Source organism: Trinickia violacea, from assembly GCF_005280735.1.
GTDB classification, from domain to species: domain Bacteria; phylum Pseudomonadota; class Gammaproteobacteria; order Burkholderiales; family Burkholderiaceae; genus Trinickia_A; species Trinickia_A violacea.
Map to the genome: position 1 here is coordinate 3,633,757 of NZ_CP040078.1, position 12,703 is coordinate 3,646,459.

The following is a 12,703-nucleotide window of genomic DNA, read 5'->3' on the forward strand; positions in this document are numbered from 1 at the left end:
CAGGGTTTCAAGAGGAAGGGAACGGCGGGAGGGGGTGCGGCGGGCGCTCGTCTGAGGAAAACGCGCACCCGAACGGTGCAACGCTGCCTTTCAGCGGTCGTCGTCGTGAATCGACGACGGATGCCGGCACAGCGCATCCACTTCGATTTCCATGAAACGGAAGAGCGGCAATTGGAACAGCAGATCGTTGAGCTGCGCCGCGCTCTCGACATCGAACACGCTGTAGTTCGCGTACTGCCCGGCGATTCTCCACAGATGCCGCCATACGCCCTCCCGCTGGAGCTTTTGCGCAAACGCCTTTTCGTCGGCGATGAGGCGCTGCGCCGTTTCGGGCGGCAGGTCGTGCGGCAGCTTAACGACCATCTTGACGTGAAATAGCATCGGATTCCCCGTTAGCGATTGCGGATCCGCCGCGTGGGCGGACCGCTACGTTTCCAAAGCGCTGCGGGCCTTAAGGAAGGCCCGCAGCGCACTTCACCGGCTTTGAGCGCTCGATTAAGCGATCTCGGCGCGCACGCGCTCCACTTCGGTCGAAGGCAGGCCCTGGCGATCGTGTACGAGCGTGAAGTCGAAGTCGATCAGCGAGAACTGACCTTTAATCTCGTACGGCTCGCCTGCCGCGCCTTCTTCCTTCTTCACTGCCGGCACGAGACCTTCGCGCGTCGCGAACGCGAAGTCGTCCCACAGATACGGGTCGCCTTCGATGTTGATCTGCGTGGTCAGCTTCCGGTAGCCAGGCGCCGAGACGAAGAAGTGGATATGCGCCGGACGATGGCCGTGACGGCCCACCAGATCGAGCAGCTGCTGCGTCTTGCCTTCGGGCGGGACGCTGTAGCCGATCGGCACCACGCTGCGGAAGCTGTACGTGCCGTCCGCATTCGTGCGGATCGAGCGGCGCAGGTTGAACTCGGGCTGCGAAGCGTCGAAGTACGAGTAGTTGCCGAGATGATTCGCGTGCCACACCTCGACGAGCGCGCCGCCGACAGGCGTGCCGTCTTCGGCCACCACGCGGCCGCGCATCACGAGCGTTTCGCCCGGCTCGTTGCCGTTGTCGAGGCGCGCATGCCCGACCGATTCCGGCGCGCCGGCCACGTAGAGCGGGCCTTCGATCGTGCGCGGCGTGCCGCCGGTCAGCCCGGCTTTCTGCTCGGCTTCGTCGAGGCGCACGTCCAGGAAGTGCTCGAAGCCCAGGCCGGCGGCAATCAGCCCAAGCTCGGGACCCGCTTCGCCGAGATAGTTGAGCGCGGCCCAGAATTCGCTCGGCGTCACGTCGAGGTCTTCGATCGTATAGAAGAGGTCGCGCACGATACGATTGACGACCGCCTTCGCGCGCGCGTTGCCTTCGTGGGTGGCGCTTGCGTCGATCTTGTTCAGCAATGCGTCAATGGCTTTCCTGTCCATCTGTGTCTCCTTGATAGATTCAATGTCCATGCTTGGCTGCAGTTGAGGCTTCGCGTCAACGGGTGACCGTCACGCTCGCACCACGTGTCGCGTCGCGGCGCAGCCGGCCGATCCGCTCCCAATCGAGTTCAATGCCGAGCCCCGGTCCAGCGGGCAAGGCCAGCGAAAAATTCTCGTAACGCAACGGCTCGGTCAGAATCTCTTCGGTCAAGAGAAGCGGGCCGAACAGCTCGGTGCCCCACTTGAGCTCGTCGAACGTGCTGAAAAGCTGCGCCGACGCGATCGTGCCGACCGCTCCCTCCAGCATCGTGCCGCCATACAGGTCGATGCCCGACGCCAGGGCGATGGCCGCCACATCCGCCGCGCCCGCCAAGCCGCCCGATTGCGCGATCTTGACCGCGAAGACATCGGCGGACTTCGTGCTGGCGAGTGCGAACGCGTCGACAGGGCCATGCAGCGCCTCGTCGGCCATGACCGGCACGCGAGCCAGCGCCGTGAGCCGCTTGAGCCCGCGCGGGTTGCCGGTGCCAATCGGCTGCTCGACCAGATCGACGCCCGCGTCCGCCAGCCGCCCGATCGCCCACACCGCTTCCGCTTCGCTCCACGCCTGATTCACGTCGACGCGCACCTCGGCGCGGCTGCCGAGCGCCGACTTGATCGCCGCGACGTGCGCCACGTCGTCGGCGACGGCGCGCGCGCCGATCTTCAGCTTGAAGACGCGATGCCGTTTCTTCTCCAGCATCGCTTCCGCTTCGTCGATATCGCGCCGCGTGTCGCCGCTCGCGAGCGTCCAGGCGACGTCGACCGAATCGCGCACCCGCCCGCCGAACAATTCCGACAGCGGCACGCCCACCCGCCGCGCCTGCGCATCGTAGAGCGCCGTCTCGATGGCGCACTTCGCAAAGCGATTGCCTTGGAACAGCACGCGCAGCTGCTTCATCGCCGCGCCGGGACGCGTCGGGTCCATGCCGGCGAGCATCGGCGCGAAATACGTGTCGATATTCGTCTTGATGCTCTCCGGGCTTTCCTCGCCGTAAGCGAGCCCGCCGATCGTCGTGCCCTCTCCCCAGCCCGTTATACCGTCCGAGCATCGAATTCCGACCAACACCAACGTCTGACAATTCATCGTCGCCACCGACAGCTTGTGCGGGCGAATCGTGGGCACGTCGACCAGAATCGTCTCGACGGCCTCTATTTTTAGGGGTTTTGCTATCATGCGGCTCTCTCCTGCTGTTGCAAACCATACTAAGAGCAGCGGGCGGGCGAGTCCAACACCGATTCGATCTAATTTCATACTCTGCGGGTATGCATGGAACTCCGTCTACTCCGGTACTTCGTGGCGGTCGCCGAGGAAATGAACATCACGCGCGCGGCCGAGCGTCTGCACATGACGCAGCCGCCGCTTTCCCGCCAGATTCAGCAAATCGAGGAAAGCGTGGGCCTGGCGCTGTTCGAGCGCGGCTCGCGGCCGCTCAAGCTCACCGAAGCGGGGCGCATCTTCTACGCGCAGGCGCAGCGCCTGATCGCCGAAAGCGATGAGCTGCTGCCGCTGACGCGCCGCCTCGCGCAGCTCGCCGAGCGCATCATCATCGGGTTCGTGTCGTCGACGCTGTATGGGCCGCTGCCGGAGGTGATCCGCGCATTTCGCGAGGCGGCGCCTCACATTCAGCTTTCACTCGTGGAGATGTTCACGATCGAGCAGTTGAGCGCGCTGAAAGGCGGACGCATCGACGTCGGCTTCGGCCGCCTGCGCTTCGACGACCCGCAGCTCGCCCGCGAAGTGCTGTTCGACGAACCGCTGATCGCCGCGCTGCCGGAGGGACATCCGCTTGCGGCGGGCAAGGCGCCGGTTTCCCTCGAAGCGCTGGCTGCCGAAACGCTGATCGTGTATCCGTCGACGCCGCGGCCCAGCTTCGCCGATCAGCAGCTCTCCGCGTTTCGCGATCATGCGCTCGAGCCCGGCAGCACGCAGGAGGTGCGCGAGTTGCAAACGGCGTTGGGGCTCGTGGCCGCGCAGGTCGGCGTGAGTCTCGTGCCTGCGGGTGTCGATGGATTGCGGGCGCGCGGCGTCGTGTATCGTCCGCTCGCGGACGCGCACGTGAGTTCGCCGATCATCATGAGCCGGCGCGTGCAGGATCAAAGCGAAACGACGGCGCTGTTCTGCGAGATTGCACGAAAGTTTTTTGCGCCGGCCTAGTTGGGCTTCGCGGCGGGCTTAGCGATCCGGCGCGGTGTTCGGATCGCGATCGGCGGCCACGTAAGTGCCGTCGTAGAAAACATCATGCCCGGCGCCGCACGTGGGCGCATCGCCTTTCTGGTCCACCTCGAGACGGTTCAGCACGCGCTTGAAGGTCAGCACGCAGCCCTCCGTGTCGCTGTCCGCGTCGCCGGCGTAACGCGCCGTGTCTTCCGCAACGAGCGATGCCTTGCCCAGCAATTCGCCCGAGTTCGCACCGGCCCATGCGCTGAATTCGAACTCGAACGCGCCCTTCGTGACGTCGCGAATGACCAGCACCGACGCCGCCATGCCGCTCGAATCCACGCGCCACCAGTGCGCGTCCCACTGAAACGGCTGCTTGCCGGCGTGCAGCACTGTGAGGCGCTCCGAGTATTGCTGGCGCAGGCAGCCATTGTCGGTTCCGCAGCGGTTGCGCTCGTCGAGCCATGCGAGCTGGTCGGCTTTCCAGGCGCCGTTGGCGTCGGTGGTTTTGAGCACGCTCTCGTAAGCGTCGCTCAACTCGCGGTCCATCTTGGTCAGCAAGGGATCGGCGCAGATGCGTTGCTCGGTAGGCGACTTTGCCTTCGAGCAATCGAAGCCCGCCGCCGATGCCAGCGACGGCAGCAACAGCACCAGGAAGAGGAGTTTTTTCATCTAAGTCCTTGGGGTCTCTCAGGCAAACACGTCCATCCCTTGCACAAGCCGCTTGGCGAGGCGCGGCTGCCGCAGTTGCTCCAGCCACCATTGCAGCGCGCGTCCTTCGCGATCGCCGCGCCATCCCACATACAACACGTTGGGCTCGCGCGGATCGGCGGTGCGTTTTTCCACTAAATCGCCGCGCTTGAGCAGCGCTGCCACGCGATGGCGCGGCAGCCAGCCGACGCCGAGCCCGTCGCGCTGCGCGACGATCTTCGCATGCATCGACGGCACGGCGAGCGCCGCTTGCCCGCCGAGCATGCCATACGCGCGCGCGCCGGAGACGCGCGCCGAATCGGCCACCGCCACGGCGCGATGCTGCGCGATCTGCTCGCGCACGAGCGGCCCATCGACGCCCGCCAGCGGATGACGCGACGACACCGCGAACACCCACTCGATTGCGCCCAGTTCGAACCAGCGCAGGCCCGGAATGGCGGGCGGCTCGTTGGTCGCGCCGACGATCAAGTCCGCGCGGCCGTCGCGCAGCGCCTCCCAGGTGCCGCCCAACACCTCGTGCGTGACACGCAGCTTGACGCCGGAATCGAGCGCATCGAACGTGCGGATCACCGGAATCAGCAACTCGAACTCCAGCAGCTCGTCGGTCACGATCCACAGACGGTCTTCCCAGCCGCTCGCCACCTGCTTCACGCGCTGCGTGAGGCGAGCGACGTCCTGCATGAGCCGCCCCGCCTCGTCGACGAGCAGATGCCCCGCCGGCGTCAGCTGCAGGCGGTAGCGCCGGCGGTCGAACAGCAGCGCGTCGAAGCGCGCTTCGAGCTGGCGCGCGGCGTGCGAGACGGTCGACGGCGCTTTGCCCAGCCGCGCCGCCGCGCGCGACAGGCTGCCGCTCTCGCGGATCGCTTCGAGCAGCGCCAATTCGTCTTCCGACAACATGTTCGACTCCTTCGAACGAGTTCATCGCGCACATCGTATGGCAAACGCGTCCGGCGCGTCCATCATGGGCTCACTCATTCGATTTTGTTCAAGGAGAACATCATGTCACGCTTCACTGGAAAAACCGTCCTCGTCACCGGCGGCAACAGCGGCATCGGCCTCGCAGCGGCGCAAGCCTTCGCGGCGGAAGGCGCGCGCGTCGTCATCACGGGCCGCGACAGCACGACGCTCGCAGCGGCAAAGGCCACGCTCGGCGAGCGCGCGCTCGCCGTGCAGAACGTGGCCGGCACGGTGGCCGCGGCACGCGAGCTGGCCCGCACGCTCGACGCCGAAGGCATCCGCCTCGACGCCGTGTTCATCAACGCGGGCGTTGCCAAGTTCGCGCCGTTTCCCGACGTCACCGAGTCGCTCTGGGACGAGACTTTCGACAGCAACGTCAAGGGCGCGTACTTCCAGATCCAGGCGCTCCTGCCGCTCTTCAATCGAGGCGCGTCGATCGTGCTCAACGGGTCCATCAACGCGCACATCGGCATGCCGGCGTCGTCGGTCTATGCGGCGAGCAAGGCCGCGCTGAACACGTTCGCCAAAACGCTTTCCGCCGAACTGCTGCCGCGCGGCGTGCGCGTCAACGTGGTCAGCCCCGGCCCGGTGACCACGCCGCTTCATGTGAAGCTCGGCCTCGATGCGGACACGGCGGCGGCGATGCAAAGCCAGATTCCGCTCGGCCGCTTCGGCACGTCGGAGGAAATCGCCGCGACGGTGCTGCATCTCGCCTCGAGCGAATCGGCGTTCATCGTCGGCACGGAGATCATCGCCGACGGCGGGATGAGCCAGCTTTAAGCCGCGCCGGGGTGGATCGGGAAAGCCGTCGCGCAAGTCACGGCTTTCCCTCGCCTCGTCAAAGAATGAACCCGGTGTTGATGAACTTCGATTGATGATGGTTGACGATCGAATCGAGCAGCGCTTTGCTCGCGTCGGTTTCCTTCGCCGCGACCATCGAGCGGATCGAGAAACAGCGCAGCGCGTCGGTCACCGAGAGCGTGCCTTCGGCCGAATCCTTGCGCCCCGCGAACGGGAACGTATCGGGCCCGCGCTGACATTGGCAGTTCAGGTTCACGCGGCACACCTGGTTCACCAGCGGATCGACCAGTTCGCCGATCTGCTCCGGGTTCTGTCCGAAGATGCTGACCTGCTGGCCGTGATCGGACGTGATCACGTAGTCGAGGGCCGTTTCGAGGTCGTCGAACGGCGCCACGGGAATGAGCGGCCCGAATTGCTCCTCGCGGTAGAGCATCATGCCTTCGGTCACCGGATAGACCACCGCCGGATAGAACAGCGTCTTGCAGAACACGCCGCCGCCATCGCTTTCGTTCACCACCGTTGCGCCCTTGGCCTTCGCATCGTCGATGGCCGCGGTCATGTAGGCGGTGCGGTGCATGCCGGGCAGCGGGGTGATGTTGACGCCCGCCTCCCACGGCATGCCGACCTTGAGCTTGCCGAGCTCCTCGACGAAGCGCTTCAAGAACGGCTCGACGATCGACCGATGGACGAGCAGCATCTTGAGCGCCGTGCAGCGCTGTCCGTTGAACGACAGCGCGCCGAGCAGGCACTCCTTCACGGTCAACTCGAGATCGGCGTCGGGCAGCACGATCGCGGCGTTCTTCGCGTCGAGCCCGAGGATCGCGCGCAGCCGGTGCGACTTCGGATGCTGCTTCTTCAAGTGATCGGCGACCTTGCTCGAGCCGATCAACGCGAGCACGTCGATCTTGCCGGACGCGAGCATGTGCGGCACCACGACGGCACCCGGCGCGTAGATCGTATTGATCACGCCCTTCGGGAACGCGGTGCGGAACGCGTCGAGCAGCGGCTCGAACAGCAGCGTGCCGTATTGCGGCGGCTTGAACACCACCGTGTTGCCCATCAGCAGCGCGGGGATCAGCGTCGCGAACGTCTCGTTGAGCGGATAGTTGTACGGCCCCATGCACAGCACGACGCCTAGCGGCGTGCGGCGGATCTGGCCGATCGTGTGCTCGTTGATGACGAAGCGCGAGTTGCTGTTGTCGAGATCCTTGAGCGCGTCGATCGTCTGCACCATGTAGGTGATGGTGCGATCGAACTCCTTGGCCGAATCGGCCGCGCTCTTGCCGATTTCCCACATGATGAGGTTCACGACCTCCTTGCGCCGCGCGGCCATTTGCCGGATGAAATCCTGCATGCAGGCAATGCGCTGCGCGACGGTCATCGTCGGCCATTCGCCGCGGCCGTGGTCGTAGGCGCGCACGGCGGCATCGAGCGCGGCGTCGCTCTCGGACTCGCCCATGACCGGGTAGCTGCCGATTTCGACCTGCTCGACCTCGCCGGACGCCGCGCGCACGCAGACCGGAGACAGCACCGTCTTGCACTGGCCGTCCCACGATTTGAGTTCGCCGTCGACGAGTGACACGCGCTGATGAATCGGAGCCGGCATGCCGGCCGCCTCCGGCACTTGGCCTGCTTCGGGAAAGAGCTGCTTCAAGTCGTCAAACGTGATCATGGGCGTCGCTCCGCGTGAGGGTTGTCGGACTTCGGAGCCATGCTAACGCCAATTGGAGGCGCGCAAAGCGCCATTCGGCCGGGGCCGGCAAAAATATCAACCGCCCTTCTTCCAATCGGGCACCTCGGCCTTCAGCCCATGCAGCCCGCGATACTCGGCGACTTCCGGCGATTTCCATCCGACGAGCATTTCGGGCGCGAGGCGATACACCTCGATCCCCAGCGGCCGGCACACGTCGAGCGGATCGCGCGCGTCGGGCCCCCACATCGGCACCGACAAATCGCCGCCCGGGCAAGTCGACAGCGCGCACAGCAAGTCGATCTCCGCGAAGAACTCGAGATAGTCGCCCTGCTTCGCCGGGCATGCCTTCATGAAGTACTGGTCGTCCAGATTGAGGCCCGTGCATTGAAAGACGTTGAGCACGTCGTGCACGTCGAACTCCGTCAAGCCGTAAGGCAGGATTGCGCGCGTCAGGTTCGAATGGCAGTGGAAATGAAAGTCCTCGCCGGTCAGCATCCGGTTCACATACGGATCGCAGCGCGTGCCGAGCAGGTCGTGCACGCGGCCGCCGTGCTCATCGACGCCGTAGTTCGCGAGCGTGTCGTCGGTAATGGTCACCATCGGGCGCAGGAACGGCAGCGTGGACCACAGGCGGTCGAACGTGCTCACATGGGCCTGCTGCAACTGCCGCGTGCGCGACGCCCAAAAGCGCTCGCGCGGATCGTGCCGGTTCCACATGTTGAGGTCGGCGACCTGCGGGCCTTCGATCGTGACGATCCGGAACACGTGGCCGGCCGGCACCGTCCAGGCTTGGCCCGAGCGGATCGGCACGACGATCGATTCGACGAGCTTGCGCGTGTCGTGCCGCGACGCGATGCGGCGGTAGAAGTCGCGGTCGACGTCGAGCGCGGAGCCCTTCGTGACCTGATACGCGGCGGGATAGTTGAGCATGGTCGATCTCCTCCTTGGCCTGACGTCTTGTTAGTGTAGTTCGGCACGGTCATGATCACACCCGCGGAGCGGCAAGACTCCACGGCGTTCCAGTTGAAATTCCACGCAGGAACAATAGACTTTTCAATGGCATAGCCGCGTTCGGTACCATTAGGCGCAAACGTCGGCCAGTCCCGATCCCTCCACCGAAAGAGCCATCCCCATCATGCAAAGCGCACCGATGCATGTGCTGTTTCCCGACGGGCTCATCGTGCTCGCCATCGTGATCGCCTCCCGGACAGGCGACTTCTGGTCCGAAGCCACCAACCGGCGTCTGACTTATCTCATCTCACTGTGGTCGTCGACCGCCGCGGGTTTGGCGTTCGCGTTCCAATCACTGGACCCGCACCAGTACTTTTTCTTCTCGCGGACGATCGTCGTCGATCCGTTCGCCAGCGTAATGAAAGCCGCCGTGACGCTCGGCTTCGCTGTCACGCTCGTCTATTCGCGCCGCTACCTCGAAGATCGAGAGCTGTTCCGCGACCACGTGTTCCTGCTCGCCCTGTTCTCGCTGCTCGGCCAGCTGATCATGATCTCGGGCAACCACTTCCTGATGCTCTACCTCGGCCTCGAGCTGATGTCATTGCCGCTGTACGCGATGGTCGCGCTGCGCCGCGAGGTCGCGACCTCGAACGAAGCCGCGATGAAGTACTACGTGCTTAGTGCATTGGCGACGGGTTTCCTGCTGTACGGCATCTCGATGCTCTACGGCGCGACGGGCTCGCTCGACTTGAACGAAGTCCTGAAGACGGTGGCCTCGGGCCGCGTCAACAATGCCGTGCTGCTGTTCGGCGTCGTTTTCATCGTCGCGGGCGTGGCCTTCAAGATGGGCGCCGTGCCGTTTCATATGTGGGTGCCCGACGTCTATCAGGGCGCGCCGACTGCGATGACCCTCTTCGTCGGCGGGGGACCGAAAGCGGCGGCGTTCGCGTGGGGGCTGCGCTTCCTGGTGATGGGCTTGCTGCCGCTCGCCGTCGACTGGCAGCAGATGCTGGTGATTCTGGCGGCGCTGTCGATGATCGTCGGCAACATCACGGGGATCGTTCAGTTCAACGTCAAACGGATGCTGGCGTATTCGGCGATTTCGAACATGGGCTTCGTGCTGCTGGGACTCCTGGCGGGCGTCGTCGACGGCAAGGCCGCCGGCGCGGCCGGCGCCTACGGTTCGGCGATGTTTTACAGCATCGTGTATCTGCTGACGACGACGGGCACGTTCGGCGTGATCATGCTGCTCGCGCGCCGCGATTTCGAAGCGCAGACGCTCGACGACTTCAAGGGCTTGAACAAGCGCAGCCCCGTGTTCGCGTTCGTGATGATGATCATGATGTTTTCGCTCACCGGCATTCCGCCCACGGCCGGCTTCTATTCGAAACTCGCCGTGCTCGAAGCGACGTTGAACGCCGGCCTTGTGTGGCTCGCGGTGCTGGCCGTGATCACGTCGCTGTTCGGCGCGTTCTACTACCTGCGCATCGTCAAGCTGATGTACTTCGACACGCCGCACGACACGGCGCCGATTCTGGAAGGCGCCGGCAGCCGCACGATCCTGGCGCTGAACGGGGTGGCCGTGCTGGTGCTCGGCATCGTTCCGGGCGGGCTGATGGCGGTCTGCTTGAAGGCGATCTCGGACACGTTAGCGTTTTGATCCACGCGCCTCGAAGTGGGCGCCCCCTCAAAACTCCAGCCGCCCGCTGAACCGGAATTCACGCGCCGCTCCGATCGTCACGAACGGCAGGCCCGTGCAGCAACTCGACGTGTAATACGTGGAGTTGAACACGTTATTCACGTTGAACTGCCAGTCGATCGTGCGCCCGAAAATGCGCGAGTCCCACGCGACGAACGCATCGGCCACATGCCCCCACGGCAGGCGATACACCTTGCCCGTGCCGTCCCCGACCGCGAGACTGCTGAACACGCGGCCGCCCGCGCCCGCGCGCAGCCGGCCGCTCACCGGGCCCGAGCCGATCACGCCGAAATCGCGCGTCAAGTACAGTGCGGCCTCGTGCTTCGGCGCGTTCGGCAGGGGGTTGCCCGCGATCTTCGGATCGTCCTGATAGCGCGCCTCGGTGTACGCGTAGCTGCCGATCACGCTCCACTTGTCAGTGAGCTTGCCGTTCATCTCGAGCTCGACGCCGCGCGAATACGCGCGCCCCGCGTTGCGCGTGTAGTTGATCCCGCCGATGGTCTCGGTCGTCTGGATGTTTTTCTTGTGGATGTCGAAAAGCGCGACGCTCGCGGTCAAGTTGCGCGACACGTACTTCGATCCGACCTCATACGCCTTCGCCTCCTCCGGCGGCAAGTCGCCGATCGGTTGCGCAATCGACGTGTTCGGCCGGAACGATTCGCTGTAGCTCGCATAGAGCGACCAGTTCGGATCGATCTTGTAGACGACGCCCGCACGCGGCACGACTTTGCCCGCGTCGACGTGCGAGCCGACGACAAACGGCCGGCCCTTGCCGGTGAGCTCGTCGAACGATTCGTAGCGCAGCCCGCCGAGCACGATCCAGCGATCGCTCAAATGCAGCGAATCCTGAATGAACGCGCCGCGCGAGATCAGCTTGTCGGTCTGGTCGCTGTCGGCGTTCGACAGCGTGCTCGTCTGCGGCAGCAGTCCGTACACCGGCGCGTACAGGTTGAACGTCGAGTTGTTCTTGCCGCGATAGAGCTCGCCGAGCAGGCGGTAGTTGTGCATGTAGTCGACGCCGGCAAGCAGGTCGTTGTCGAAGCCGGCGATCCGCAGCTTGCCCTCGACGTTCAGCGTCACGTTGTGCACGGTTTGCGTCGCGTTCTGCGTCGAGTCCACGCGACGCGTCAGGTAGCCCGTATTGAAGTTCGCGCTCAGCACGCGCGCCTGCCAGTCGTTGTAGTACGTGCGGTTGAAGCCGTAGCCGAAGTGCAGCGTCCAGTCGTTCGCGAGCTTGTGATCGATGCGCAGGTTGACGGCGTCCGAGCGCCCCGTCGACACGTTGTAGGGCTCGTCGAGGCGTTCCGTCGCCGGGATCGCCGCCGGGTTGCCCGTGCGCGGATCGATGATCGTGCCGCGGTCGAGCGGCACCGAGTAGCTCATGTGCTCATAGGCGACGAGCACCGTCGTGTCGCGGCCGTACCAGGCGAGGGACGGCGCGATCACGTCCTGGCGCGTCTGGCCGAAATTGCGCCAGTAGTCGACGCGCTGGTGATCGGCGATGAAGCGATAAGCGAGCCCCGAGGTGCCGATGGGCCCGGTCAGGTCGACTTGCGCGCCGCCTCCGCCATAGTTGCTCCCGAATCCGGAGACGCTGCCCGCGAAGTCCAGCTGCGGCTTCTTCGTCACCACGTTGATGATGCCGCCGGGGTCCTGGATGCCGTACAGCATCGACGCCGGCCCCTTAAGCACCTCGATGCGCTCGGTCGTCGGCGTGAAATTGCGCGGCTGCACCGACTGCATGCCGTCGCGCAGGATCGAGTTGTCGCGGTTGTCGCCGAAGCCGCGCTTGACGATCGCGTCGAGCGTGCCGCCGAGCGTGTTGCCCATGCGCACGCCCGGCACGGCGTCGAGGGCATCGGCGAGGCTCGCGGGCGCGCGGTCCTCGATCGATTGCTGCGTCACCACGTTGACGGCCTGGGGCACGTCGACGAGCGGCGTGTCCGTGCGCGTCGCGACCGAGGCGCGCCGCGGCTGGTAGCCGACCTCGTCGACCGCCCTCGCGCCCTGCACGGTGACTTCGGTCAGCGTGTGAGCGGCCTCGACCGCCGCTGTCGCTTGACCGGCACCGGCGGCGGCCCCCGTAGCGGTTTCCTGCGCGAGCGCATGCCGCGCCGCCGACAGCAACAAGCCCTGCGACACGATCAGCGACCCGAGACACGCCACGCGCCGGCGCCGGCCGCGCCGTTGCCAACCCTTCATATACCCGACTCCCGCATTGCAGATGTAATTTTCAAGGGGTCGGATATTATCCGTAATGGGAATTATTCTCAATAACAATATTTCTGAA

At 65.1% G+C, this 12,703-nt stretch carries 11 protein-coding genes; 3 read left to right on the forward strand and 8 right to left on the reverse strand.

The window, feature by feature from the left end:
* Nucleotides 1-90: 90 nt before the first annotated feature.
* From catC to FAZ95_RS38415, 3 genes are all read right to left on the reverse strand, one after another.
* A complete protein-coding gene (gene catC / locus FAZ95_RS38405; RefSeq protein ID WP_137337489.1) occupies nt 91-381 on the reverse strand; it encodes a muconolactone Delta-isomerase in 291 nt (96 codons plus the stop codon).
* Between the two features lie 114 nt (nt 382-495).
* Nucleotides 496-1,401, reverse strand: coding sequence for a catechol 1,2-dioxygenase (gene catA / locus FAZ95_RS38410; RefSeq protein WP_137337820.1), 906 nt, complete (start codon nt 1,399-1,401; stop codon nt 496-498).
* A 55-nt stretch (nt 1,402-1,456) separates the two neighbouring features.
* On the reverse strand, nt 1,457-2,617 hold the full coding sequence (locus tag FAZ95_RS38415; RefSeq protein WP_137337490.1) for a muconate/chloromuconate family cycloisomerase: 1,161 nt from the start codon (nt 2,615-2,617) through the stop codon (nt 1,457-1,459).
* A 93-nt stretch (nt 2,618-2,710) separates the two neighbouring features.
* On the opposite strand from FAZ95_RS38415, the gene FAZ95_RS38420 reads away from it, so the two are divergent.
* On the forward strand, nt 2,711-3,598 hold the full coding sequence (locus FAZ95_RS38420; RefSeq protein WP_137337491.1) for a LysR family transcriptional regulator: 888 nt from the start codon (nt 2,711-2,713) through the stop codon (nt 3,596-3,598).
* 18 nt (nt 3,599-3,616) lie between these two features.
* On the opposite strand, the gene FAZ95_RS38425 is transcribed toward FAZ95_RS38420, so the two are convergent.
* Nucleotides 3,617-4,273 (reverse strand): lysozyme inhibitor LprI family protein, encoded by a 657-nt coding sequence (locus FAZ95_RS38425; protein ID WP_137337492.1) that lies wholly within the window; start codon nt 4,271-4,273, stop codon nt 3,617-3,619.
* An 18-nt stretch (nt 4,274-4,291) separates the two neighbouring features.
* Complete coding sequence (locus tag FAZ95_RS38430; protein ID WP_137337493.1) at nt 4,292-5,209, reverse strand: LysR family transcriptional regulator; 918 nt, start codon at nt 5,207-5,209, stop codon at nt 4,292-4,294.
* 102 nt (nt 5,210-5,311) lie between these two features.
* Between FAZ95_RS38430 and FAZ95_RS38435 the strand changes: the two genes are divergently transcribed.
* Nucleotides 5,312-6,049 carry an SDR family oxidoreductase gene (locus FAZ95_RS38435; protein WP_137337494.1) on the forward strand — a complete coding sequence of 246 codons (738 nt, stop codon included), beginning with the start codon at nt 5,312-5,314 and terminating at the stop codon, nt 6,047-6,049.
* A 58-nt stretch (nt 6,050-6,107) separates the two neighbouring features.
* Here FAZ95_RS38435 and FAZ95_RS38440 read toward each other — a convergent pair whose 3' ends face one another.
* Both FAZ95_RS38440 and FAZ95_RS38445 read right to left on the reverse strand, forming a co-directional pair.
* On the reverse strand, nt 6,108-7,742 hold the full coding sequence (locus FAZ95_RS38440; protein ID WP_137337495.1) for an NADP-dependent glyceraldehyde-3-phosphate dehydrogenase: 1,635 nt from the start codon (nt 7,740-7,742) through the stop codon (nt 6,108-6,110).
* 96 nt (nt 7,743-7,838) lie between these two features.
* The gene (locus FAZ95_RS38445) at nt 7,839-8,693 is read right to left on the reverse strand and encodes an urea carboxylase-associated family protein (protein ID WP_137337496.1); all 855 of its coding nucleotides are present in this window, start codon (nt 8,691-8,693) and stop codon (nt 7,839-7,841) included.
* A 205-nt stretch (nt 8,694-8,898) separates the two neighbouring features.
* Here FAZ95_RS38445 and nuoN point away from each other — a divergent pair, with 205 nt between their 5' ends.
* A complete protein-coding gene (gene nuoN / locus FAZ95_RS38450; RefSeq protein ID WP_137337497.1) occupies nt 8,899-10,374 on the forward strand; it encodes an NADH-quinone oxidoreductase subunit NuoN in 1,476 nt (491 codons plus the stop codon).
* 27 nt (nt 10,375-10,401) lie between these two features.
* Here the strand turns inward: nuoN and FAZ95_RS38455 are convergent, their stop codons facing one another.
* Nucleotides 10,402-12,615, reverse strand: coding sequence for a TonB-dependent siderophore receptor (locus tag FAZ95_RS38455; RefSeq protein ID WP_254700231.1), 2,214 nt, complete (start codon nt 12,613-12,615; stop codon nt 10,402-10,404).
* Between the last annotated feature and the right edge of the window lie 88 nt (nt 12,616-12,703).